This window comes from Pseudoalteromonas sp. NFXS39, from assembly GCF_040148775.1.
Classification (GTDB): Bacteria; Pseudomonadota; Gammaproteobacteria; order Enterobacterales; family Alteromonadaceae; genus Pseudoalteromonas; species Pseudoalteromonas apostichopi.
The window spans coordinates 88,438-114,948 of sequence record NZ_JAGDEC010000010.1 but is presented as its reverse complement, the minus strand read 5'-3'; the positions used below and the strand labels follow the sequence as shown (position 1 = coordinate 114,948).

The following is a 26,511-nucleotide window of genomic DNA, read 5'->3' as shown; positions in this document are numbered from 1 at the left end:
GCCGTCAGCTATCAGATTTAAAACAAGTTAGCGAGTTACAAGGGAAAGAGTAAAGGAGTACCGTAGGCGTGAAATTTATTTCGCGCGATGGTTCAACGAGCCATCAACTTTCAGCCGTCAGCTCTCAGATTTAAAACAAGTTAGCGGGCTACAAGAGTAAAGTCGCAAGTTTTTAAGTAGCAGCGGGTTTACCCCGCGTAGCGATGGTTCAACGAGCCATCAGCTTTCAGACTGACGGCTAAACCTCCGCTCTTTACCTCGCTTTTCCTACCAATAATCGCACATTGCTCTAATGTTAATAACACTTTAATGCTGAACCAGCTAGGCTAGTAACATCGTGTTTAAATATTATGGAGTTACCATGAAAAGGTCTTTGTTTAACAGTTTAATCATCGCCTCGATTAGCTTGTCGAGTTTGCAAGCCTGTGCCCAGCCGGAGCAAAAAATTCCTCTGGACGCCAGCGCTAATAACTACAAACTAGAATTAGTAAGCGAAGGAATTCAAATACCTTGGGGTATGGCTTGGCTTAACGAGCGCGACTTACTCGTTACCGACAGACGTGGTGAGCTTAGGTTAATTCGTGATGGCAAACTCGTTGAGCAAACAGTTAAAGGAACACCTAAAGTACATGATGAAGGTCAAGGGGGCTTATTAGATATAGAGCTTGATCCGAACTTTACAGAAAATGGCTGGATTTACTTTTCGTACTCGGGCTATGAAGGCGATGGTGAGGGTTACAATACCTCGATTATGCGCGCCCGCTTTAAAGATATGACGCTCGTCGATCAGCAATTATTGTTTGATGGCGAGCCAAATATTAAAACAACAAAACACTATGGTTCGCGTATTGAGTTCGACAAAGAAGGTTACTTGTACTTCTCTATTGGCGACCGTGGCAAAAGAGACGTTCACCCACAAAGCCTTGACTATGATGCAGGCAAAATTCACCGTATCAATAGCGATGGTTCTATCCCTAAATCAAACCCGTTTTATAACCATAAAACAACTCACAAAAGCATTTATTCATATGGACACCGTAACCCTCAAGGTATGGCAATGCACCCTGAAACGGGGGTTATATGGAGTCATGAACATGGCCCTCGTGGCGGCGATGAAATCAATATAGTTAAAGCAGGTGCAAACTATGGTTGGCCTGAGATCACTTATGGGATCAACTACATTGGTACAAAAATTACCGACGAAACCAGTCGCGATGGAATGGAACAACCTGATTGGTATTGGGTGCCTTCAATTGCCCCATCAGGCATGGAGTTTATCACCAGTGATAAATACCCACAGTGGCAAGGTCACATTGCCGTAGGCTCGATGAAGTTTGGTCATCTTGTTTTGGTGAAACTTGATGGTGACAAAGTAATAGGCCACAGCAAGGTATTTGAAGGTGTAGGTCGTGTGCGCAGCCTTGCCACCCATCCTAATGGTGATTTATATCTTGGTGTTGATGGTGTGGGTGTTTATAAGGTTGTACCGAAAATATAGCTTTCAGTTTTCAGCCGTCAGCTATCAGATTTAATACAAGGTAGCGAGTTACAAGAGTAAAGTCGCAAGCTTTTAGGTAGCAGCGGGTTTACCCCTCGTAGGCGTGAAATTTATTTCGCGCGATGGTTCAAAGAGCCATCAGCTTTCAGCCGTCAGCTATCAGATTTAAAACAAGTTAGCGAGTTACAAGGGGAAAGAGTAAAGGAATACCGTAGGCGTGAAATTTATTTCGCACGATGGTTCAACGAGCCATCAGCTTTCAAACTGACAGCTGACAGCTGACAGCTGACGGCTGACGGCTGACGGCTGACGGCTGACGGCTGACGGCTGACGGCTATCAGACTTGAATATGCGAGTTATCGAAATTCAAGCAATAAAAAACCACAGACTTCTCTGTGGTTTTTTATTTATAACTTAAGGCTTACAGCTTAAAGCTATTACTTATAAAACAATAATACTTGTCACTAGGTAAGCGATGAAGGTTAACGCGCCGCCGAATAAGGCGTATGGCATTTGGGTTTTTACGTGAGTTAATAAATCACACCCAGATGCAATGGCCGACACCGCGCTGGTATCTGAGATTGGCGAGCAGTGATCGCCAAACACACCACCACCTAAAATAGCCGCAATGACCAATGAAGGTGGTAACCCTAAAGCTTGAATGAGCGGTACACCAATCGGAATAAGAATTGCGAAAGTGCCCCACGAGGTACCAGTGGTAAATGAAATCACCGCACCGGTTAAAAACAGTACTGGCACAACCAAGTATATAGGTAAGAAATCACCCACAAGGCCTGCTACAAACACACCTGTACCTAAGTCTTTTAAGCTGGCGCCTAAGGTCAGCGATAACAATACAATAGCAACCAGTGGTAACAGCTCTCCCATACCTTTAAAGCCGATATCCACCAGCTTATGGTGAGTAAAGTCACGAGAGCTGATCATTAAGAAGTAAGCTACAACACACGCTAAAATAGTTGCATACAGCACTGATTTAGAACCACTGCCACTGGCAATATCACCATCGCCAGTCCAGAACATAAAGCCAACCATACTACCAATTAAAGTAATAAGCGGAACAAGCATATAACGCGCTTTTGAGCCTTTAACTTCTTCAGTCAGTTCGGTTTCTTGTTGTTCAATATTTTCTTCAGCTTGCTTTAATGGGCCATGTACCTTGTCAAAAGTAATAGTGTAAAACACGATGAGCAAAGTAATAATGGCGTAAAAGTTATAGCCAATACTGCCCCACAATACCGATACCGCCGACTCTTCCATATCGTAATTGCCAAGTAGGCCCAGCACGTAAGCGCCCCAGCCATTTAGCAAGATTAAGATACACACAGGAGCGCTGGTACTGTCGATAATATAAGCAAGGCGTGCTCGGCTCATTTTGAATTTATCGAATAAACCACGCGATAAAATCCCCGAGGTTAATACACTTAAGTTCGATTCAATGAATACCGCAATACCTGAAAACATGGTTAAGTAACCCACTTGGCGCTTACTTTTGGCAACCCCTTTGTTCATCAGTAAATTAACTGTAGCAGCCACACCGCCAGATTCACGAATGTAAGCAAGTAAAGCACCAATTAGAATACTAAAAATAAGGATACGGCTATTACCAGGGGAGCTGGCAACTTCAATAACTCGCTCAATGGTATTGATAAAGGTGAAAAACAAGGTATTACCTTCACCATTCAGAGCAAGTAAAAACTCAGACGACGCAACCGCGACCAATAACGCCATGATCACTTCTTTGCGCCAAAACACAATTAAGATAGCAATCAAGGGTGGTAAAATTGAATACCAAGACATAAAAACCCTTTTAAATTAAGAACAACATTTTATTTTTATTATGCGAAAACTCGCTAAGCTTAATGGCTTTGCCACTAAACTCAACTTAATTCGACTAGTGATTTAATATACTCTCATAAATCAGTGAGATAATAGAGCCATACTTACCCGTTTCGAAACGTTTGCCAACAAACTCGTAATTTTCTTGCGAACCTTCAATAGGTGTATGACGAGCATTAGTTAGTAGTACGATGGCAAGGTTATACTCGGGATCTATTACGGTTACAGTGCCAGTCCAGCCTGTATGACCAAAAGCTCGCGGGCTGGCATAAGGGCCAAAATGCCATTTACGCGCTTGATGCCCCGCTCGTCGCCACCCTAAGCCATAGGTCTCATCACTCGCCTCTGGCTTTGTAAATTGTTCGAGTACTTGCGGTGTAAAAATCTGCTTGTTATCGTAGCCGCCACCATTAAGTAGTACTTGCATTAACACTGATAAGTCACTGGCGGTACTAAAAAGCCCTGCATGTCCTGCTACGCCACCCAAGGCATAAAACGCTTTTTCGTCATGTACTTCACCTTGTAGTACATCGGTACGAATATTTTCAAACTCGATGCGTCCACCTCGGGTGTTACCATTAATCTCAGTGGCGGCAATTTGTGAGGCTAGAAAACCTTTTTGCAGCGGGTTATAAACTGTATGCGTTAAACCAAGCGGCTGATAAATTTGGCTTTCAACATAAGTATCGAGCGCCATACCACTAATGCGTTCAACCAGTACACCTAGCAACATATAATCGATATCAGAATATAGGTGTTTTACGTTACGACCAGCCACGAAAGGGACACCTGTTAACAGTAGGTTTTTAGTACGCAGGCTGTTTTGAGAAAAAAAGCGCTCACCAAATTTATTGTCTTTACGATGAAAATCAACCACCGCAGGATAACCCGCACTGTGGGTGAGTAAATCTTTTACTAAACGCTGTTCACGGCCGCTGCCTCTAAATTCTGGTAGGTAATAAAACAGTGGCTTTTCTACGTCGAGCTTCCCTTCGCTGGCAAGCTTCATCAGCGCAAAATTAGTGGCAAACATTTTTGAGTTTGAAGCTATATCAAACAAGGTATCGTTTTGCATAGCTTGTGGGCTTGCAAGTTCACTGCCATCAGCATGATACTTCTTAGCCACACCATAATGGCTTAATTTAATCAGTTTGCCATCTTTAACAACGGCAAGTACAGCGCCCGGAAAGCCCTCTTTAATCTCTTGATTTATTAATTCATCAACGGCAGTAAAGCGTTTTTGTGAGCTGCTTTTGTCCAGCTTTGGATAGGGAAAACGCAAGGTTAAGCTTGCCCCCTCAGGCAATACATTCTCTACTTTATAAGTGTTAATGCCATTATGGGTACGCTTAGCTAAACTGTATTGATATATTTTTTCAGCTGTTAATGGCGATGCTATATTAATTTTTTCGCCATTTATAAAAATGTCAGCACTGGTTGCATCCTGATTTTCAATGATGATCTCCCCGCGACCTTTATAAGCTGTAAATGTACCTCTGTCGTTAACAAGCGCGCGACTACTCGGATCAAGCGCAGGAATTCGCGCGATTACTTGTGCATTAGAAAGTGTTTTTGGCTCTGGCTCAACCGCTTGCTGTTGTTGCTGGTATTCTTGGAATAATCGCTCAAGCTTTTTAGGAAAGTATTTATCTAATAAAGCAAATAACACTGCAGCACTTCTTGCATCATTATTACCGCTTACATGCCAAGGCAAAAAGTGCATTTGAAAAGCACTTAAAGCATCTAGCGTTTGCGAATCAAGCTGCCCCGTTGCAATCACCTCATAGCCGTAGCTGCGCAGCGCTTTTTGCATCAACTCAACTGATGGTTTTGATGCACTAAATACTTGCCAATATTTATCAAGGGTGTCGCTGTCGTACCACGCACCGATACCCGCTTTATATAGTTGATACCAAGGAAAGCGCGGACCAGGGTCGTTCTTACGGCTTGGGGCTATATCAGAATGGCCAATAACTTGAGTTGGGCCAATATCAGGGTTACGAGCAAGAATATTTTTACTTAACTTTATTAATAGCTCTATTTGCTTGGCGTCATAGTCTGGAAAAATACATAACTTACTAGCGTCATTTTCCATCGCAAGCTTAGTTTGCTCAGGAATATGACACGTTGGTACATTCACTATTTCAATACCAATTGAATGGTCATTTAAATCTTCTCGGCCTTGCCAAAAACTGCGTCCGGCGTGCCATGCTCTGTCTTTTTCATCAACGAGCTGAATAATTTCTAAATCGTCTTTTGGATAACTTGGATCGCCTGACTCAGGTAATAAATAATGAGAGCTCAAGCCCCCTTCATCGACTAAAGCGTGCATTGATTTTTCGTAATCAATTGCGGTGTAATGCATTACTAAAAACTTAACACGGTGGCTATAATTAGCTGACTGTGTGTAGGTATATGGATTACTGGCACAGCTTACTAATAATGCCGCACTACTGAGATAACACAGCTGTTTAAGAAATGTTTTCAAAGGGGTAAAACTCATAACAGATTCATACCTGATGATTTAAGCGTTGACGATTCTCAGCAATACAGTAGCAACACCTACTTAACATGTAAAATATTTTATTTCACAAATAAAGAATAAAAAGCATATATTATCGATAAGCTACTAAAAATAGAGCTATCTCAATAATTAGTGTTGTATCTATTATGGAATAAAACTATATTATTCCATCTAAATTAAGAAAAATATTCCAAACTTAGGTTAGCTAAAACAAAAATAAGTCGTCATGTTAAGCAAACAATGCGCCCAAGCCCTGTGTTTATAATTGAACCATTGCTTTGCGTTTTGACTAAGTTAAGCAAACAAAGTGAGCCCTATGTCTACTTTTGTAAAAATAAAAGCCTTACGTCAATCTCTATCGAGCAGCGAAGCCAAGCTTGCTGACTTTACGTTAAATTCAGCGAATGCTATTCGTAATTTATCATCGGTTGAACTAGCAAAAGTGGTTGGTGTAAGCCAATCAAGTGTGGTGAAGTTTTCACAAAAATTAGGTTATAAAGGCTTTCCTGCTTTTAAGCTTGCGGTAATTGATGCCCTTAATGATGAAAGCAGCGAACCTAAGCTACATGGTAAAATCACCCTTAATGACTCGCTAGAGCAAATCGCCGAAAAGCTATTAAGCAGTAAACTGGCGGTATTAACCGAAACCAAGAACCTAAACGAAGCGCCGGCAGTCGAAAAAGCAGTAGAGCTATTAAAATCTGCAAAACGCATTCTAATTTGTGGTTTAGGTGGCTCGGCTCTGGTTGCAAAAGATTTTTCTTATAAATTACAAAAACTCGGTATGCCAGCAATTGCGGAGCCGGATGGGCACGCACAACTTGCGTATGTGGCGACGTTTTCAAAAGGTGATTTGGTCATTGCGATAAGTGAATCAGGTATGACTCGCGAAATTGCCGAAGTTGTAAAGCAAGCCAAGAAAAATTCAAGCTCGGTGATCTCAGTCACAAAATTTGGTAGTAGCCTTGTAGCCGACTCAGCAGATGTAAAGCTTTATTCGGTTGCTGAAGGCGAATCTGTGCGTTTATCATCAATTTTAGCGCGTACGGCACAAGATTTTGTAATCGACATTTTGTTTATCGCCCTAACGCAATCGAGCCGCCAAGGTCGCAAGTTACTAGAACATTCTAATGAAGTTGTTGGGGAATTTAAGAATAACTAATTTCTTATTTTCTACGATAAGAACACAAATAAGCAGCTCTGGCTGCTTTTTTAGTGCCTGAATTTTACCTTAAATTAACGACTCAATACTGCCTTCACCCCATATAATGCTTCTGTTAAGCCACTGACTAAGAAGTCATAATTTCTTACAAAATTGTACTAAGAATAAATTAGCACCCTGCTAAAGCAAGTCATTACTGAGCTTTACCTAAAATCGGTTATATATTTTATTCCTAAAAACCAACCTTTAAATGAAAAAATATTCTTGACCAACTTAGATAACACCTGTTTAATATGTGGGCAACATAATTTTAAAGTTCATAAGTCTCAATTGGGTAAGTAGTCCAGCAAAGCATATAAATATAAGGACGGGAAACAATGAAACAACATGCATCCACACTCGCAATGAGCTATATAGCAAAAGCGACAAGCAATGCACTTCGCGCAAAGAAAACAGCCTTCACCGGTGTTGTTATGGCCGCAGCTCTAGCCAGCGCGCCAGCCTTTGCAAATCTAACCGGCGGGATCAAAGGTAAAGTATCATCACCTAAAGCGCAGCAGTCACTGGCGGGGATCACAGTTACAGCAAAAAGTAATGTGATGCCAAAACCACGTACAGTCGTTACGCGAGAAGATGGCAGCTACGACTTACCGCAATTAAAACCAGGTACTTATGAACTGACTTTCACTGATAAAAACGGTGTAATTCAAACCATGACTGTCGACGTTTTACTTGAGCAAACATCAAGCTTAAATGTCACTATGGGCGGTGCTAACGAAAACGTTGAAGTCATTACAGTTACTGGCAGTAAATTATTCCGCCAAGGTAAGTCTGCACTGACTAACTCATTAGGCGAAGAAGCAATCAACAGCGTGCCAGTTGGTCAAGATTACCGTGACCTACTAAAACTTGTTCCGGGTGTTGAGCTATCAGAAAATGCAACGCTTGGTCCATCAGCAGGTGGTTCGGGTGTTGATAACTCTTACGGCTTTGACGGCGTAGATGTTTCACTCCCAATGTTTGGTAACTTAGCATCTGAGCCATCAACCCATGACGTTGCTTACGTTACTATGGACCGCGGTGGTGCAAAAGCCGTTGGCTTTAACCGCTCAGGTGGTTTCTCAATCAACACTGTATCAAAATCAGGTACTGACGAATTCCACGGCAATGTTGAATACAAAGTTCAACCTAAGAGTTTAGTGGCAACACCAACAGGTCAAGAAAGCTATGAGCTAGATAAAAGCTGGTTAACAGCAAGTTTAGGCGGCCCGCTTATTGAAGATACCTTGTATTTTTATACATCTTATTATCGTCCTGAAGAAACTCGTACTAATAAAGATACAGCCTATGGTGAAGTAAAAGACTATAAAAATGTCCGAGATGAATACTTTGGTAAGTTAACCTGGGCACCTACTGACGATATTTTACTTAATATTTCACAGCGTACCTCAGAAAAAACTATCGAAGGTCGCTCTGTTGGCGCTTACGAAACTGATAGTGTTTCTGCGGGTGATGAAGCCGACCAAGATATCTTTACCTTAGATGGTTCGTGGCTTTTAGGTGATGCAACAACTCTTTCATTCCAATACAGTAAATTAGAGATAGAGTCTGGTACCACTCCGGATACAAAACTATCTGTAGTACCATCGTTAACGGGTCAACTTGACTTAAGTAATCTAACTGAAATGGGTTACTTCAGTGTACCAAGCTTATTAGATGCTGATGATAACTACACAGCAGAGCAAATTGCTGCATATAATGCAGGCGCTGCACCACTAATTGCACAATACGGTTATACCGAAGATGGGCAAATGCGAGGTGGCGGCGGTGTTGGTGCGTATTACCAATACGATAATATCGACTTTTACCGTGATAGCTTTGAGTTAAATCTAGAACATGAATTTAGCTGGGGCGATAGTTACCATACATTACATTTAGGTGGTGAATGGAAAGAAAGTAAAGAAGTACTGTCTCGCCTTTCAAATGGTTGGGGTAGAATTTCTTATGTTGGCGGCCTAGATGAAAGCTTAGAAGAAGGCAGCTCTGCGCCGGTTATTTACCGTGCTCGCGTGCAACAAATGAGCTTAGTAGCAGGTGGCGATGCGGTTTCTGCTATTAACTCAGAAATGGAAACGCTGAATTTCGAAATCAACGACACCATTGAAGTAGGTGATTGGACTTACAATGTGGGTGTGCTTGTGAGCCGCGATACTTGGTATGGTCAAGGTCTTAAATCGGCATCTGGTACCCTCTCTGGTTATGAGTTAGCACCAGGCGAAAAATACGAAATGTATCAAACAGATTGGACTGATATGATCCAGCCTCGTTTAGGTGTGAATTGGAATTATGCAGATCAAGACTCTGTATTTGCTAACTTCTCAATGTATAACCCTGAAGCAAGCTCACTTGCACGTGCCGCCTCTTGGGACCGTAATACCCGTGCCGAAATCGAAGTTGAATTTGATGAAGCGGGTAAAGTAATTTACGCAGAACCACGTCAAGGTTCATCTGGTAAAGTATTTGCTGATGATTTAACGCCTCGTCAAATCAAAGAGTTTACACTTGGTACCACTAAATATGTGGGTTCTGATTTAGTATTACGTGCTCATGTTCGTCACCGTAAGGCATCGCATTTCTGGGAAGATATGCCAAACAATGCCCGCTTAACTGACTACTCTGGCGTTGATGCTGATGGCGTACCACAACATATTGCAGACAAAGGCCTTTATGTCGATAACCTCGCTGAAATCCGCGATGAAATTGGTGGTTCATCTTATGTTATTGCCGAAGTAGATGGCGGCGAGACTAAATATTGGGAAGCAAGCATCGAAGCTGAATACCTAGGTGAAAACAGCTATATCAATGCTTCTTATGTTTGGAGTCATTACTACGGTAACTTCGACCAAGATAACACCACAGCAACAACAGATGCGAATACCTTCATTGGTTCATCAAACTATGGTGATGGCCGTGGTCGTTACCCTTGGGATTACAAATACGGCACATTATCAGGTGATAAACCGCATAAAGTAAAAGTCTATGGTTACTATACAGTGCCATGGGATGCAAACATTGGTGCATACTTTGTATTCCAGTCGGGTAAACCTTGGGAAGCATGGGATGGTTCAATCTACGGTTACTCAAATGGCACAACGCGTTACAGCGAGCCTGCAGGCAGTCGTCGTAGCCCAAGCCATTGGCAACTTGACTTAAACTACACCCAAGACTTTAAGTTCTCAGGTGACATGGAACTACAATTCCGTGCTGATATCTTCAATGTATTTGACCGTCAAACAGGTTACAACAATAACCCATATGTCTCGTCAGAAACCTTTGGTGAATATCGTAACTACTACAGCCCACGTCGCGTGCAGCTGTCGTTTAACTTCAAGTTCTAAGTTAATTTATCCTGTTGGGGCCGCTATTGCGGCCCTTTTTTTATGCCTGAAAAAAGTAAAAGCCAAAAGCTTAAATTGTACAAAATGCTTTTGCCGCAGCTAAATTAGTCGCTTCTTTCATAAAGTAGTCGAGCTGCACAGTGCGAATAATCGCTTGCGACTCGCTGTTACTTGTACTTGCCTGCCACTGCCAACTTTTAAGCGACTCTCGCGATACATCGACAAACAGCCCTTCTGGGAAGCTCTCCACAAAACGAATATCGGTGGTATTACCCTGATTATCAATGGTAATTACAAAGCGCGCACAGCCCGTCTGCTTAGATATTAAAGCTGCTTTTGGGTAGTTAGGCTTTGTTGCATTTTTAAGTGTCCACAACTGCTCTGCTGCGTTTTTATCATCACGAAGGTCGAGTACATCGGTTGAGTTACTTTTTGAAGTGTTAGGGAGTTGTGAGCAGCCAGCTAGTAAAGCAAGTACGGCAATGCTTAAATAAGCTTTCATGGTATATCCTTAATGATACCAACTCGTAATAATACATAATTGAATTAAGCAAATTGGTATGAAAACAAGTTCCTGAATATACCACAATTAATTTTTAGAGATATTAAAAAACGAGGCAAGCGCCTCGTTCTTTTTTATCTAGTTATCTAGCTATTATTGATACAGCAAATATGGGGCTCGCTTGCGTTTAAAAGCACTTAAATCGGCTTGCCAGCTTTGCTTTATTTGCTGCTCAGTTTGGCCTGCTTCAATGGCTAAACGCAATTTATCAGTGCCTGCAAGTTTGTCCATAAAGTCAGCGCGTTCAAAAAATTCTTGATCATTCGCGCTCAGCTGTTGGTATGCCGAAATAAACACACTTAAATCTAAGCCATGAATATCAGCATCTCGTAAGTCTTGACCAAATACTTCAACTCCTTTGAATTTAGGGTTCATTGAAGCGCCTTTAATCGCCCTTGGCGTGAAACTAAATTCACCCAATTTTACTGGTGAATAGCCCACCACTTGGAACGGAAAGTCAGTGCCACGACCAATAGTCACGGGTGTTGCTTCAAAGAAACATAGTGATGGATAAAGCGCAATTGACTGTGCATTCGGTAAGTTAGGGCTAGGCTTTATTGGTAGCTCATAAGCCATAGTACGGTCATAATTCGCAACGGGCACAACGCTTAGTTCAAGCTTATTAGCATCATTTATCCAGCCTTCACCTTTAATCATTTGAGCAAGTTCCGCCACTGTCATACCGTGCAAAACAGGAATTTCGTGCATGCCAACAAACGAACGAAATTGTGGGTCAAGGATAGGTCCATCAACATAGGCAATATTCGGGTTTGGTCTGTCTAGTACCACAACCTCTTTACTATTTTCAGCAGCGGCTTCCATCACGTAGTGCATTGAGCTGATGTAAGTGTAAAAACGCACACCGACATCTTGAATATCAAAAATAATGACATCTAAATCTGTAAGCATCTCAGGGCTTGGTTTTTTGTTACTGCCATAAATCGATACAACATCGATGCCAGTTTTAGCATCTACTGTGCTTTTAACATGAGCTCCAGCGTCATGATCGCCGCGAAAGCCATGCTCAGGGGCAAATATTTTGCTAACGACAACGCCTCTATCCAGTAATGCATCAACCAAATGTTGACCATTAACGACTGATGTTTGATTAACCACTAACCCGACACGTTTACCTTTTAGTGCTGGAACGTAGGCTTGAAAATTAGCAGCCCCCACTTGCAAAGGCTGGGTTTTCTCAGGTGCTTGTACAGGCGTTTCTTGGCAACCTAAAAGCGCGAAACAACTAACGAGTAAAACAGCTAAAAAACGCATTATTCTTCAACCGCCTTACGTAAAAAGCCGCCGGCTTTTGAAAGTAACTGTTTTGCTTCAGGCGCAGGTTTTCCTGTTAGCACAATTAAAATAGCAAGTTTAGCACTTTGATCTGCTTGCTTTAATGCATCAACAGCTTGCTGCTGAGTACAGTCTGTTGCTTGCATAACAATACGAATAGCACGAGCATATAGTTTTTCATTACTAGCATTCACATCAACCATCAGGTTTTTATACACCTTGCCAGTGCGGATCATGCTAGCTGTACTTAGCATATTAAGTACGAGTTTCTGCGCAGTGCCAGATTTCATTCGTGTTGAGCCAGTTACGGCTTCAGCTCCAACAACAGGACAAATGCCGATTTGAGGTAAAAGCATCACTGCTGAATTTGGATTACATGTGACACCCACAGTCACACAACCGAGTGATTTAGCGTATTCAATTGCCGAGCAAACATAAGGAGTACGGCCACTGGCAGCAATGCCAACCACCACGTCTTTGCTGGTTAAATTAACATTTTTTAAGTCTTCAACGGCAAGTGTCGTACTATCTTCAGCACCTTCAACAGCCTTCTTAACAGCAGTGTCACCACCGGCAATAATACCCAACACTTGCTGATCGCTCACGCTATAGGTAGGAGCACATTCAACCGCATCCAAAATCCCTAAACGACCACTAGTGCCTGCCCCAATGTAAATCAACCTACCGCCATTTTGAAAGGCTTCGACTACGTGGTCTACCGCTTCACTAATTTGCGGGATAACTAATTTAACCGCCTCAGCCACTTTGTGATCTTCATTATTGATTTTAGTGAGGATCTCAGTGGAGCTGAGCAGATCGATATCCAAAGTGTCTGGGTTTTGTCCTTCGGAGACAATGCCGTTTAACTCTTCGAGTAACTCACGCTGTTGCTTAAATACGTGCTCAGGGCTCATTGGGTTGTCCTTTTTCAATAATGTCATGGTAATGCTCTGCTGCTAAAATCGCAGCACCAGTTAATGAATCTCCCTTGCAAGGAGATAATTCGTTTTGTAAAGCAAGTGGCAATAATGGTTGGCTAACTTTCGCCAAACCACCAATTAAAATCACTGGTAATAGTGAGTTTCCTCGGCTTTTATTAATTAACTGAACTACCGATTGAGTGTGCTCTGTTAATACACTACTTGCCGCTTTACAGTCATTTTTCAAGCTAAACACTAAAGGACTAAATGCTGCATAGTCCGCAGGTTTTGCTTGTTTAAGCCAACTACTAATTGCTTGTCGAGTGCATCCTAGCTGCTCACTCAAACGAATCGTTAATCGGCTTTTTGGTAAATCATAAATATCTATATCGTTTAATAATTGCTGCACAGCCATAAGACCTATACGGGCACCACCGCCAAAATCATCAACAGTAAAGCCCCAGCCACTAACCAACTTTGTTTGCTTTTGAGCATTTAATCTTGCTCCGACAGCACCTGTGCCAAGTGCAATAACTACACATGGCTCGCCAAGGTTTGCACCATATAATGAAGTAATTGCATCACTGGTGATTTGCAAACTGGCAAATTCAATTTCGTACACCAGTTTAAGCATCACTTTTAATTGCTCAGCAAGGCTTACCGATGAGCCACCAGCCACCCCCATAACGGTGACGATTTCACTTGGCTCTGCACCACTTTGCTGGCATACATCGCGGGTCACTTTAACAATATTTTCTAACGCTAAATCAAGATCATTCGAAATTGACGCCGAACCGGCCTGAGCATGAAAAACAGCATCACTTGCCAGCTCCTTAAGCTCAGCTAACACTTTAGTGCCGCCACCATCAATGGCTAGAATATAGCGAACTGCCATTTATGCACTCTTCTCGTTCGATGATTTACCAAAGCAACACACAAGTGTCGCAAGCAAAGTGCCTATACACAGTTGCCAAGTAAATCCTAGGTAAAAACGCATTGTCTCAGGTAGTAACCAGTCAATCATGTATGGCTGCATTAATAAGGTCACCATAAAACCTGCTATCAGCGCAGCTAACACTGAGCCTTCACTGCCACGTTTGGTGAACAACGTCGTAAAGTACACACCTAACAAGCCACTGTACGAGAACACCATCACACTTAAAGCAAATTTTAATAATGGCATATCACTGTATTGCTGCCAGAAATAACAAAGAATAGCCATTAGCGCTAAGGCAAGGCTCACCACTGCCATACCGACACGACCTGCTTTGACAAAGTGATGATCACTAACTTGTTTATTATGTTTTTCTAAATACGGACGATAGATATCTTGTACGATGACTGAAGACATCGAACTAAGCCCTGAGTTCAACGTAGAAATAGCGGCAGCAATAATACCAACGCTCACCAAACCTTTAACTCCTGCTGGTACTTCGTTCAATACGTAGTACATAAAGATTGTGATTTTTTCGCCATTAAACTCTTGTACAACGGCTTGGCCTGCCTCGCTGTTCATCAATGCAGGTTGCTGATAAACAATATAAAGCAGAAAACCTATAAAGATAAAAATAGCCATAACGGGAATCACCATCACTACAGATAGTAATAACGCCTTACTGCCTTCTTTAGAGCTTTTACAGGTTAATAAACGCTGCGTCATATCTTGGTCTAATCCAAATGCAGCGATGTTTAAAAGTACAAAACCTGTTAAAACAGAGGCCATGTTAAACACCCCAGACGGGCCAAAATCTAAATCAAATTTAAACAGTGCTAGTTTAGAATCTGCACCTGGGCTTGGCTCATTGAGTGTTGCGATAATAGTCGAAAAATCAGCAGGAATAACGGCAAGTAAGCTCCATATGACCGCTATAGCAGCACTCACGTAAACAATACTTTGCAACACGTCTGAGTAAATAACACTGCGAATCCCCCCCAAAAAGGTATAAAGCAAGCCAGCAAGTGCTAACACCAGAGTAGCTATAACCACACTGTCTGCATCTATATTTCCGTATAAAATCATCGCCACGGCAATGGCCGCCATGTACAAACGCGCACCACTGGCAAACACACGGCCAAATAAATACATCAAGCCACTACGACGCTTTGCCTTTGGACCGATGCGTTTTTCTAGTAGCTCATAAACCGTAAATACTTTTTGCTGATAGAACTTTGGAATTAAAAATGCCGATACGACAAAGGCGGCAATAAACGCACCGATATTAGTGGCTATGTAGGAAAAGTCACCTTGATAGCCTTGATCTGGCCCACCGATAAAGGTTGCTGCAGATTGTGAGGTAGCTAAAACAGAAATAGCCACCATCCAAGTTGGCATACTATTTCCGCCTAGAAAAAAATCTTGGCTTGAGTTAGCGCGTTTGCGATTAAACCACCAGCCACTTAGCAATAAAATTGCACCGTAACTTGCGAATACTAGCCAATCAAGTAAAGCGTAATTTGCACTCATTTATTATCCTAACCCAAACCTCAATGGAATATATTATTCCATCATTATGACAGAATTAAAATACTTTTATTTTATTATTTTTATTCAGCTAAGTTAGGTAATTGCCACTGACTTTGCTTTTGTTGATATTGCGCCTTGGTCAAGCTGACTAATAAAGGCTTTTTACGTTCATCTAACCAAGCAAGCAAAGCGTCCATATTGCGTTCTGTCATTGCTGTACAACCAGCTGTAGGCTTGCTAGGCGCACGCCATAAATGCATAAAGATACAACTACCCGCGCCATTGATATTGCTTGGATTATGCTTAACAACGATGCCTTTTTTATACAAATTATCTTGGCTGTATATATCACGGCGCATCCATTCTGAAGAGTCTTTTACTGCGTCTTCGCCTACTTGTGTTTTGTCGACCAGTTGATTGTAAAAAGGCGAGCCTTTCACATCAATGCAGTAATCGTTTGCAGTCATTGCTTGATAACTTAGGTTCGTTTGTAATGAATCTAAATACCCAAATGCAGTACCTAGCTCAAAAATACCAGCAGGCGCTTTACCATCCCCTTCTTGTTTTTGCTGACCTGGTTGTGCAGGGTGCAGCCCCACTCCCCAAGCAAGACCGGTACGACCAAGTACTACCGCATGTTGTTCGCCTTGTTGTTGCCATTTACCGGCGTCTTTTTCAAAGCGATACAGCGTGGCATCAATAGCATCACTGTCATTAGCGACCACCACCACGAGTTGCTGATGACTGTTATCAATAACAGGTTTAGGTGACTCTTTGCTTGCACAAGCCGTTAAACTCATAGCTGCAATAAGACTAACTAGTTTTTTCATGCTGGCCATACTCCGTTTGTTATTAGTTCAAGCCCTTTTATTGATTCAATACCAAGACCTGGTTTATCCGATAAGCTTATTTGAGGGCCGATAAACTCAACCCCACCTTGTACAGGGTCATACTGACCAAGAGCTGGACCATCTAGGTCAATTTTACTGATTTGTTGTGCTTTGGCAGAAGCTAAATGTGCAGCCCCTGCGACAGCAATACTGCCCTCTAGCATACAACCAATCATACATTCAGCTTGATATTGGGCTGTGATGTTAGCAATCTCAATTGCCCGGCTTAAACCGCCCGTTTTCATTAACTTGATGTTGATAATATCAACCGCTCCCAACTCTAAAAGCTGGATTACTTGCTTAGGTGAAAAGGCGCTTTCATCAGCCATAATCGGTGTATTCACCCGCTCAGTAATATATTTGAGGCCTTGAAAGTCACTGCTTTTTACTGGTTGCTCAACTAACTCTAACACCACGCCAGCTTGCTCAAGTTGTTGTAATGCAAACACAGTTTGTTTGGCATTCCAACCTTGGTTTACATCTAAACGTAATTGCGCCTTAGCAGCAAAGCCCGCGTGGATTGCTTTGACACGTTCAATATCTTGATTAAGGTTATTGCCAATTTTTATTTTTAATACGTCAAAGCCCTGCTCAACGGCTAGCTGACAGTCACTGAGCATTTTATCTATGTTATCGACGCTAATGGTAATATCCGTTTTAAGTTCTGACTTACCGCCGCCAAGTAACTTATATAAAGGTGCTTGATAGAGCTTACCCCACAAGTCGTACACAGCCAGCTCTAGGGCGGCTTTTGCGCTACTGTTGCCAACCACGGTTGATTGAATAATTTGAGTGAGCTGGTTGATGTTTTCAATTTCTTGCCCCACCAACTTAGGCGCAATAAACTGCTTAATGACCGCTATCATCCCTTGATGGGTATCACCAGTGATAACCGGTGTTGAGGCCGCTGAGCCATAGCCAGTTTGACCACATTCAGTGTCGATTAAAACCACTAAGTCTTCGATAAAACTCACTTCTCTCAGTGCTGTTTTAAATGGGGTAACTAACGGCACTTTGAGCTTTGCAAAGCGAACAGCTTTAATTTTCATATCGGCCTCTAGCGAATACGCTTAATGTTATAAACACGGTCTAAATAACTGGTTTCTTGAGATAATCTTAGTGGCAATAAAGGTGTCACAGACACCCCATTCAAGGCACTACTATAAAAGCTGCCATCGCCTTTGTTGTAACCTAATCCTTTGACATCATGAATAACATACGGCTCGCCGTGATGCTCCCCTAAGTACATCATCACGTGACCAGGAATATAGATCAGATCGCCAATCGCCATATTTTTAACCGTTGGTATCTTGGCATCCGCAGCGGTATTCTTATCAAAACGATTATTTTGCCCGTATTCACTACTGCCTTGCTGCCCTGAATTACGCGGCATTAATAGGCCAAAGCTTTTATAGATTTCACCAACAAACCCGGTGCAGTCGCGGCCATTGTAATCATGCCCCCAACCATAACGCTCACCTAAAAACTTAAAGCCTTGTTTAATTAGATTTTGCTCGTTGTAGTCTAAGTAACCTAAATTTACATCGGCAGTTTTGCTGATCATCGCTGGTTTAATTACAAGTTGACCTTGCTCATCACGAGTAGGTAACTGTACAACATGGCTGGCATAGCTATTTTGGCCGTTTAGCAAATAAGGTACTTTCTCACGATCAACTAAGGGTAAGCGTACCCCCATATCTAGTTGCACTTCTGAGCGGCTTTCATCGTTTGGCACATAAGCAGTATTTACTTTTGCACCTGTAACAACCAAGAAGTTATCTTGTTCACGATAAGCTTTTATTTTATCCGCATCAGCAAAGGCAAGATCTTCGGCAGGTGCCCATGCTAAGTAGTTGTAAGCACGTACTAACAACCACTTTTTATCTGCGCTTTGATGTAATACAGCCACAGCCTCACCCGGGAACATGCCACTTTCTTGGAAGCGATCTAAGTCTTGATCAAGGCCACTATTTAAAACCCGATCCCAAGTTGGAAATGTACGTAATGCAGTACGTTTAACTACCACTGCAAAACGCACCTTATTAGTATCTGCGACTTTGTTAAGATTTAAGTTAGCCTGATATTTAGCAAAATCTTTCGCAGTGAGTTGTCGGCCATCGGTAAAAAAACGCGGGCTTTTTGGAATTGCACTTGCAGAGTGGATGGCACTTGTTAGCTCGTCTTTACTGAGCGATTTTTGGAAAGACAGTGGATCAACAATGTATTTATTATCTTTAATAAGTTTTTCGTTGAAGGCAGCAATTTGAGCCTCCGTCATAATCATTTTTGCCGATGACCCTTGCGCTAACCAGTAGCTAGGAGAAAGCTGTGACTGCGTGACCCCGATAACATCTGATTGCCAACCTTCGGCATGCATGGGTGCACTAAAGGCAACACCTAAAGTAATTGATAAAGCGATAATTGAACGACGCATAGCTGTACCTTAATTCTTATTGAAAGCGTGAATCTAATAATTTTGTAAAAGCATGCTGCAATTTTTGCTGCATTTGCTTACCGACTGTCGGCAAATTGGCTTCGTCAGCCCCCTGAGTTGACTGCTGTACACTAAATGTAAACTCACGCCCACCTTGATAATTTCCTAGACACACATGTGCCAGCATCACGGCTTCTGTGGTGGAGCGCGTTTCACTTGGTCCCCAACCAATTTTTTGCCATACACGCCACTGCCCATTGGTTGCGCTATCGAGCACCTCTTTTGCAGAGCGACTATCATTTGGCGCAATAACATCTGCCAACGCATTTGTAACAATATGACTGATACCTACCATCATGCCGCCTACTTGAGCCTGTTCGTAGGTATGACCTGTGCCGTTAAGTAGCACATCAACATCACTTGCTTGTAAATAAGGCATTTGTGTACTTGGCTCACGCTGGTGACTAACCAAGCGCTTTAACCATTCAGCTTGAGCAAGTGTAGTCATTGCTTTGTTGCCCGTTAAGCCACAACTGTCGCAACGATATCCTAAATAGCCGGGATCATCACTGCTTGTTATATAATGAACGACTTTTGCATCAAGCTCATTATTTGCAGGGTTATGCCAATACTCGTCTGATGGCATAAACTGCTCTGAGCCATATGCGCCGTTAAATAACAAACGCTCATCCTGTAGTTTGAGCCAGCCATCATTAAAAAGTCCACGTAAGTACTCTCGCCCTGCCACATTCACAAAATAACTGGCAATAGCATTTGAGTTGCCATCGGCTTTACCAAATGCTTCATAGCTATTAATACTGCTGATCAAATCTGCCAGCGCTGTATCACCTGCATAGAGCGTTGCACCAAGCTCTGGGTGGGTTTGTCTTACTTTAGATAGCGCACCGCTAAATGCTTGAATTTTTGATGAGCTCCAAGGCTCATACAATTCATTATGGCTGCCATCACTTAAATAGCGATAGGCTAGCTGCCCTGCCTGTACTTGATAATCTATTAATAGAAATTTACCTGGCTGCTCAGAGGCTAAGAAATACTGCCAATCGGCCGCCACTCTGTTTTGCCAACCTGCCTGTTGATAATTAACCTCAGTTGCTGATTTATAGCCTGGCTGCTGACTTTCACCTTCCAGTGATAAGCAACCAGTATTTTTTAAATCTTTTGGCAAAATAGCGGGAGCTAACATTACCTGCTCAAAGTATTGTTGGTCGGTTAATGGGGTTTTTTCTGTGTTCGCTTCACAACCAGTCAAAAGCATCAAGCCGCAACTTATAGCCAGCCGTTTTTGATATGCACCTTTCGCATACATAAAATAAAATTCCCACTTGTTATTTTTTTTGGAATATTTTATTAAATCTAACACAATTTCTTCATGAAGCAAATTAACTCGGTTTTATTGCCTATAAGACGCTGGCTTAAAAAATAATTTAACGATTAAAGTCTATCGTCTCGAAGGAGTATTGTTCATCGTTTGGAGCGACATTATCTTAATGCGCGATGCGCGCGAAACAAGTTTCACGCCTACTGGGTGTATTTTTTGTATTTTGAGTTGGGGTTTAATTTGTGTAGTGGAAGCGTGATGTTCACGACTGAAGTCGCTGCTACGAATATTGCGATAATAAACGCGATATAAAATCGCTGCTACAGGTTTATATCGAGTTTTCAAGCTCCTACGCGAATTGCAGGCACAAAAAAACCGACTTTCGTCGGTTTATGTCACTTTCCAGAAGAAAGTGGCGGACGCGGGAGGATTCGAACCTCCGACCGCCTGGTTCGTAGCCAGGTACTCTATCCAGCTGAGCTACGCGTCCGCAATGGTTCTGCTTGTTTACGTCTTGCAATGACGGTGTTATTAAAACACAAAAAAACCGACATTTAGTCGGTTTGCACTTTCGAACATTGCAGTATGAATGTATAGAAAGTGGTGGGCGCAGGAGGATTCGAACCTCCGACCGCCTGGTTCGTAGCCAGGTACTCTATCCAGCTGAGCTATGCGCCCACATTCTATTTTAGTTAGTTTAAGTCTCACTAAGACTTTTCAAAAGTGGTGGGCGCAGGAGGATTCGAACCTCCGACCGCCTGGTTCGTAGCCAGGTACTCTATCCAGCTGAGCTATGCGCCCACATTTTGATTTTAGTAAAGGATGGTGGGCGCAGGAGGATTCGAACCTCCGACCGCCTGGTTCGTAGCCAGGTACTCTATCCAGCTGAGCTATGCGCCCATTCTTTACTTTACAAGAAAACCATTTAAAAAATGGTGGAGAAGGAGGGATTCGAACCCTCGATAGAGCTACAAACCCTATACTCCCTTAGCAGGGGAGCGCCTTCGGCCACTCGGCCACCTCTCCGTCTTGTGGGGCGTATAATAAAGATTTCAGGAAATATGTCAAACACTTTTCAAGGAAAATCGTATAGATGGTTATAGATTGTCCATAACGAGCTAAAACAACTTATTTTTGTTTATCCTTTCGCCACTTTTTCTTTATCACTCAACGGCTCAAGACCCGTCAATGGGATCAGCTCATCGGTTAATTCAGCGAGGTATTGATCTTGGTAACCTAATTGTTGAAATTCAGCTATACAAGCACGATAAAAATCTTCACGTTGATGCTCGTTTTTATTTGTATCTGTTGGCAACTGCGAAGGCTTTTTTGTCATTAGAATTAAGTCCATTTATGCGTTGAACGAATATGGCGCAATGATGTCATATCTTGGCTAAAAAAAACACTATCCAACTTTAGGTTTGTATAAAAAATTTACAATCTAGTAACTTTATTTGAAGGCTAATTCGGTATTTCTTTTTAGATCAGCTAATTACAATTTAGTAGTAAATTTGTGAGTAATAAAAATCAGAAATTTCTGATAAAAAAACGCCGCTAAAAAGCGGCGTTTTTAAAGACTTTTAGCTGATTAGTCAGCTTGAGGACGCATGTGTGGGAATAGGATCACGTCTTTAATCGTTGGTGAGTCTGTAAATAACATCACCAGACGGTCGATACCAATACCCTCACCCGCTGTTGGAGGTAAACCATACTCTAATGCGCGGATGTAGTCTTCATCGAAGTGCATTGCTTCATCATCACCCGCATCTTTCTCTTCAACTTGACGCGTAAAGCGCTCAGCTTGGTCTTGTGCATCATTAAGCTCAGAGAAACCATTCGCTAACTCGCGGCCACCAACGAAGAATTCGAAACGGTCAGTCACAAATGGGTTTTCATCGTTACGACGTGCAAGTGGTGACACTTCCCACGGGTAAGCAGTAATGAAAGTAGGTTGAATTAACTTATGCTCAGCAGTCTCTTCGAAGATTTCACATAAGAACTTACCAGGGCCCCATACACAGTTTTCAGGGATCTTAACGTGTACTTGTTTCGCATATGCTTTAAGTTCTTCAAAATGATTTTCTGGGTCATTAAATACCGCTGCATCGAAGTCAGGGTTGTACTTAAGAATAGCTTCGCTCATAGTTAGACGAGCAAAAGGCTGACCAAAATCGTACTCTACCGAATCAACCACTTCACCGTTTTCATCTTTAGTTGTGTTTACAACAATTGGTGAACCAAGTACGTCTGTAGCAACAGTACGTAACATGTCTTCAGTAATGTTCATCAGGTCAATGTAATCAGCGTAAGCCTGGTAGAATTCGATCATCGTGAATTCTGGGTTATGACGTGTAGATAAACCTTCGTTACGGAAGTTACGGTTGATTTCGAATACACGCTCAAAACCACCAACGACTAAACGTTTTAGGTAAAGCTCAGGTGCGATTCGTAAATACATATCGATATCAAGTGCATTATGGTGTGTTACGAATGGACGTGCAGACGCACCACCTGGGATCACTTGTAGCATCGGCGTTTCAACTTCCATGAAATCACGCTCAGCTAAGAAACGACGAATACCTTCAACAACTTTTGAACGAATACGGAACGTTTCACGTGTCGCATCATTAGTAATTAAATCAACATAACGTTGACGGTACTTTGTTTCTTGGTCAGATAAACCGTGGAACTTTTCAGGTAACGGACGTAATGACTTAGTCAGTAACTCGTACTCAGTCATTTCTACGTATAGGTCACCTTTACCAGACTTATTTAGTGCGCCTTTAACACCGATGATGTCACCAATATCTAGTTGACCGTATTTAGCTTTTAATTCTTTTTGTACATCTTTTGACGCGTACGCTTGAATTTGGCCTTTCATATCTTGTAACGCAAGGAAAGGACCACGTTTAGCAAGGATACGACCAGCAACTGATACAACGTGTTGTTCAGCAACTAATTCTTCTTTCGATTTATCACCAAACTCAGCTTGCAAATCAGCCGTGTAATGTTCACGACGGAATTGGTTTGGATGACCGTTGGCTGGGCAATTTTCGCGGATTGCGTCTAATTTGCCACGACGCTCAGCGATTAACTTATTTTCGTCTTGGATTTGATCAGTCATTTTTTAGCTCTTTTTTAGCTTGGTGGTTATAGGCCAGATTTAAGGCTGGCTTCAATAAATTTATCTAAGTCGCCGTCAAGAACCGCTTGAGTGTTACGGTTTTCAACACCTGTACGCAAATCTTTAATGCGAGAGTCATCAAGTACGTATGAACGTATTTGACTACCCCAGCCAATGTCAGATTTAGCATCTTCTTGACTTTGCTTCTCTGCATTCTGCTTTTGAATTTCAAGTTCAAACAACTTCGCTTTTAGCTGTTTCATTGCTTGGTCTTTATTCTTATGCTGTGAACGCTCATTTTGACACTGTACAACAGTATTGGTTGGTATGTGAGTAATACGAACCGCAGATTCTGTCGTATTTACGTGCTGACCACCGGCACCTGATGCGCGGTAAACGTCAATACGTAAGTCAGCCGGATTAATATCAATTTCGATATTATCGTCGATTTCTGGATATACGAATGCTGATGCAAACGAAGTATGGCGACGACCACTCGAGTCAAATGGGCTCTTACGTACTAGACGGTGAACACCTGTTTCTGTTCGCAGCCAACCGTATGCATATTCGCCAACAAAGCGCACTGTTGCACCCTTAATACCAGCCACATCACCGTCAGTTGCTTCAACTAGCTCAACTTTAAAGCCTTTTGCTTCACCCCAGCGTAAGTACATACGCAACAGCATGTTACACCAGTCTTGAGCTTCAGTACCGCCAGAACCTGATTGCAAATCAAGGTAAGCATCGTTTTGGTCATGATCGCCTGAGAACATTCGACGGAACTCTAGCTTTTCAAGTTGTGCGTTTAAATCGCCCAATTCAGCTTCTGCTTCAGCAAAGGTTTCTTCATCTTCAGCTTCAACTGCAAGCTCTACTAAACCTTCAACATCTTCGGTACCTGCCACTAGATTATCAATGGTCTCTACGATAGCTTCGAGTGCCGACTTTTCACGGCCAAGGGCTTGAGCTCGTTCTGGCTCATTCCACACGGCTGAATCTTCAAGTTCTGCGTTAACTTCTTCTAACCGCTCTTTCTTAAGAGGGTAGTCAAAGGTACCCCCGAAGCAGTTCAGTACGTTCGCGAATTTCCTTGATTTGATTAATCACAGGATTCACTTCAAACATGTACATTACTCCAAAATGGCTGATTTACCGTGCACCGATATCGACGATAATTACGGTAAATTATCTACAAATATTAAAAACGCCCGATTTTAACAAAAAACCGAGCGTTTTATTAGCCTTTTATGTCGATTATAACGATATTTTTATGTCGCTTTTTGTAGCTCTCGAATAATCAACTGTAAGGTAAATTTACCACGGAATTCATTTATATCGAGTTGGTAAGCTGCTTTTACATAACGCACTTCGGTATCTGGCCATGCACGCACATCCACGCCAAATGCAATCCCATCAACTAACCGCCCAGACTGATGTTTTAAAACCAGTTTTAGGTGTTTTTCGCCAACAATTCGCTGCTGTATTACTTCGAATACATGTTCGAACACTGGCTCAGGAAATTGCTGCCCCCAAGGACCTGCATTTTTTAGTTGATTGGCAAACTCCATCGAAAAGCAATCATTTGGCAGCTCACCATCGGTAAGTAAGATGCTTTGCTTATGCTCTTCAGTAAGAGTATCTGTCACCATTTGCTCAAACACTGTTTTAAACTCATTAAAACAGTGTTCATTGATACTCAGCCCCGCCGCCATAGCATGACCACCAAATTTACTGATCAAATGCGGATAGAGAGTATTTACTCGCTCTAGCAAATCACGCATATGCAGCCCTTCAATGGAACGACAAGAACCTTTTATTTCGCCGTTATCGCCAGCTGCAAAAATAATCGTAGGACGGTGATACTTTTCTTTTAAACGACCAGCCAAAATACCAATCACACCTTGATGCCAATCAGCTTGGTATAGACAAATGGCATCAGGCACGGACTCGGTTTTGAATGCTAAACGGTCAAGCACAGCTTGTGCTTCAGTTTGCATGCCCTGCTCTATTTCACGGCGCTCGTGATTAAGGCTGTCGAGCTCACTGGCAATACGGCGTGCTTGATTTATATCGCTAGATAACAAACAGGCTATACCTAAACTCATATCATCTAAACGCCCTGCTGCATTTAAGCGTGGCGCTAATGAAAAACCAAAGTCACTGGCACTTAAACGCCCTGCATTGCGATTTGCCACTTCAATAAGTGCACTAATTCCGGGCCGTGTTTTACCACTGCGAATGCGTGCTAAACCTTGATGAACTAAGGTACGGTTATTGGCATCAAGAGCGACCACATCGGCAACGGTACCAAGGGCTACAATATCAAGTAACTCAGCCAAATTTGGCATTGGCTGATGCTGAAAATACCCTTGCTCACGTAAGTGGCTTCGTAAAGCAATAAGCAAATAAAAAGCGACCCCAACGCCTGCTATCGACTTCGATGGAAACTGACAGTCATGACGATTCGGATTCACAATGGCATCAGCATCTGGCAGGGATTCACCTTGCAAGTGATGATCAGTCACCAGCACTTTAATACCAGCTTTCTTTACTATAGCAATACCATCAATACATGAAATACCGTTATCAACGGTGATCACAAGCTCAGGCTGCATAGAAACGATTTGCTCTGCAAGTGCAGGGCTTAGGCCATAACCTAGGCTGAATCTGTCTGGTACTAAATAATCAAGATTCTTTAAGCCAAACATAGCAAGACCTTGCATCAAAGTTGCAGTGCTGGTTGCACCGTCAGCATCAAAGTCTCCTACAATTAAAACGCGGCTTTGTGCGGCAATTGCTTCTTGCAATAACGCAACAGCTTTGTCGATGTCTTTAAACAGCTTAAAGTCATGTAATGTCGCAGCGCTATTATCGAGTTCAGTAGCATTTTGCACCTGTCGAGTCGCGTAAATCTGCTTGATAACAGGGTGTAAATGGTGCGGTAAGTGTGAATCATCAACACGTGGACGAGCTTGAATTATTTTTTCCATGTCGGAAACGGTACTTCTTAAGCAAAGGCAAGTAAAAAGGCCTACAACAAATAGGC

General features: G+C 42.3%; 18 protein-coding genes and 5 tRNA genes. 3 read left to right on the top strand and 20 right to left on the bottom strand.

Annotation, left to right across the window (positions count from 1 at the left end; all coding sequences use genetic code 11):
- Positions 1–361: 361 nt before the first annotated feature.
- On the top strand, positions 362–1,498 hold the full coding sequence (locus J3455_RS17330) for a PQQ-dependent sugar dehydrogenase (protein WP_167659074.1): 1,137 nt from the start codon (positions 362–364) through the stop codon (positions 1,496–1,498).
- A 441-nt stretch (positions 1,499–1,939) separates the two neighbouring features.
- On the opposite strand, the gene J3455_RS17325 is transcribed toward J3455_RS17330, so the two are convergent.
- The gene (locus J3455_RS17325; protein ID WP_297330955.1) at positions 1,940–3,316 is read right to left on the bottom strand and encodes a Na+/H+ antiporter NhaC family protein; all 1,377 of its coding nucleotides are present in this window, start codon (positions 3,314–3,316) and stop codon (positions 1,940–1,942) included.
- Positions 3,317–3,410: 94 nt separating this feature from the next.
- A complete protein-coding gene (pbp4b, locus tag J3455_RS17320; RefSeq protein ID WP_349562109.1) occupies positions 3,411–5,858 on the bottom strand; it encodes a penicillin binding protein PBP4B in 2,448 nt (815 codons plus the stop codon).
- A gap of 337 nt (positions 5,859–6,195) precedes the next feature.
- Here pbp4b and J3455_RS17315 point away from each other — a divergent pair, with 337 nt between their 5' ends.
- Both J3455_RS17315 and J3455_RS17310 read left to right on the top strand, forming a co-directional pair.
- Positions 6,196–7,041 carry a MurR/RpiR family transcriptional regulator gene (locus J3455_RS17315; RefSeq protein WP_054560797.1) on the top strand — a complete coding sequence of 282 codons (846 nt, stop codon included), beginning with the start codon at positions 6,196–6,198 and terminating at the stop codon, positions 7,039–7,041.
- Positions 7,042–7,418: 377 nt separating this feature from the next.
- Positions 7,419–10,439: a carboxypeptidase regulatory-like domain-containing protein gene (locus J3455_RS17310; RefSeq protein ID WP_349562108.1), complete on the top strand. Its 3,021-nt coding sequence runs from the start codon at positions 7,419–7,421 to the stop codon at positions 10,437–10,439.
- A 70-nt stretch (positions 10,440–10,509) separates the two neighbouring features.
- On the opposite strand, the gene J3455_RS17305 is transcribed toward J3455_RS17310, so the two are convergent.
- The 18 genes from J3455_RS17305 to recJ all read right to left on the bottom strand — a co-directional run bounded on the left by J3455_RS17305 (position 10,510) and on the right by recJ (position 26,455).
- Entirely contained in the window at positions 10,510–10,941 is a 432-nt protein-coding gene (locus J3455_RS17305; RefSeq protein ID WP_349562107.1) for an energy transducer TonB, read from the bottom strand.
- Positions 10,942–11,094: 153 nt separating this feature from the next.
- On the bottom strand, positions 11,095–12,273 hold the full coding sequence (locus tag J3455_RS17300; protein ID WP_256854177.1) for an exo-beta-N-acetylmuramidase NamZ family protein: 1,179 nt from the start codon (positions 12,271–12,273) through the stop codon (positions 11,095–11,097).
- Positions 12,273–13,208 carry an N-acetylmuramic acid 6-phosphate etherase gene (gene murQ / locus J3455_RS17295; RefSeq protein WP_349562106.1) on the bottom strand — a complete coding sequence of 312 codons (936 nt, stop codon included), beginning with the start codon at positions 13,206–13,208 and terminating at the stop codon, positions 12,273–12,275. Before murQ ends, J3455_RS17300 begins: the two co-directional genes overlap by 1 nt.
- Positions 13,198–14,109, bottom strand: a complete 912-nt coding sequence (locus J3455_RS17290) for a glucosamine kinase nucleotide-binding domain-containing protein (RefSeq protein WP_349562105.1) — start codon at positions 14,107–14,109, stop codon at positions 13,198–13,200. The genes murQ and J3455_RS17290 overlap by 11 nt, the downstream gene beginning before the upstream one ends.
- Positions 14,110–15,678, bottom strand: a complete 1,569-nt coding sequence (locus J3455_RS17285; RefSeq protein ID WP_349562104.1) for a sodium:solute symporter — start codon at positions 15,676–15,678, stop codon at positions 14,110–14,112.
- Between the two features lie 80 nt (positions 15,679–15,758).
- The gene (locus tag J3455_RS17280; protein ID WP_256854179.1) at positions 15,759–16,508 is read right to left on the bottom strand and encodes a L,D-transpeptidase family protein; all 750 of its coding nucleotides are present in this window, start codon (positions 16,506–16,508) and stop codon (positions 15,759–15,761) included.
- Positions 16,505–17,617, bottom strand: a complete 1,113-nt coding sequence (locus J3455_RS17275; RefSeq protein WP_130050798.1) for a dipeptide epimerase — start codon at positions 17,615–17,617, stop codon at positions 16,505–16,507. The genes J3455_RS17280 and J3455_RS17275 overlap by 4 nt, the downstream gene beginning before the upstream one ends.
- Positions 17,618–17,625: 8 nt before the next feature.
- On the bottom strand, positions 17,626–19,002 hold the full coding sequence (locus J3455_RS17270) for an SH3 domain-containing protein (protein WP_349562103.1): 1,377 nt from the start codon (positions 19,000–19,002) through the stop codon (positions 17,626–17,628).
- Between the two features lie 16 nt (positions 19,003–19,018).
- The gene (locus J3455_RS17265) at positions 19,019–20,281 is read right to left on the bottom strand and encodes a peptide deformylase (protein WP_349562102.1); all 1,263 of its coding nucleotides are present in this window, start codon (positions 20,279–20,281) and stop codon (positions 19,019–19,021) included.
- A 473-nt stretch (positions 20,282–20,754) separates the two neighbouring features.
- Positions 20,755–20,831 (bottom strand) — tRNA-Arg (locus tag J3455_RS17260).
- Positions 20,832–20,942: 111 nt separating this feature from the next.
- Positions 20,943–21,019: transfer RNA gene (locus J3455_RS17255), tRNA-Arg, on the bottom strand.
- 46 nt (positions 21,020–21,065) lie between these two features.
- Positions 21,066–21,142: transfer RNA gene (locus J3455_RS17250), tRNA-Arg, on the bottom strand.
- Between the two features lie 22 nt (positions 21,143–21,164).
- Positions 21,165–21,241: transfer RNA gene (locus tag J3455_RS17245), tRNA-Arg, on the bottom strand.
- 33 nt (positions 21,242–21,274) lie between these two features.
- Positions 21,275–21,367: transfer RNA gene (locus tag J3455_RS17240), tRNA-Ser, on the bottom strand.
- Between the two features lie 112 nt (positions 21,368–21,479).
- Positions 21,480–21,677, bottom strand: coding sequence for a hypothetical protein (locus tag J3455_RS17235; RefSeq protein ID WP_130050795.1), 198 nt, complete (start codon positions 21,675–21,677; stop codon positions 21,480–21,482).
- A gap of 252 nt (positions 21,678–21,929) precedes the next feature.
- Positions 21,930–23,465, bottom strand: coding sequence for a lysine--tRNA ligase (gene lysS, locus J3455_RS17230; protein ID WP_130050794.1), 1,536 nt, complete (start codon positions 23,463–23,465; stop codon positions 21,930–21,932).
- A 26-nt stretch (positions 23,466–23,491) separates the two neighbouring features.
- Positions 23,492–24,590, bottom strand: a protein-coding gene (prfB, locus tag J3455_RS17225) for a peptide chain release factor 2 (protein ID WP_130050793.1) whose coding sequence is annotated in 2 segments (ribosomal slippage) — positions 23,492–24,514 and positions 24,516–24,590 — 1,098 coding nt in all. Because the reading frame shifts where the segments join, the coding sequence is not laid out codon by codon here.
- A gap of 143 nt (positions 24,591–24,733) precedes the next feature.
- Positions 24,734–26,455, bottom strand: coding sequence for a single-stranded-DNA-specific exonuclease RecJ (gene recJ / locus J3455_RS17220; RefSeq protein ID WP_130050792.1), 1,722 nt, complete (start codon positions 26,453–26,455; stop codon positions 24,734–24,736).
- Positions 26,456–26,511: the final 56 nt, after the last annotated feature.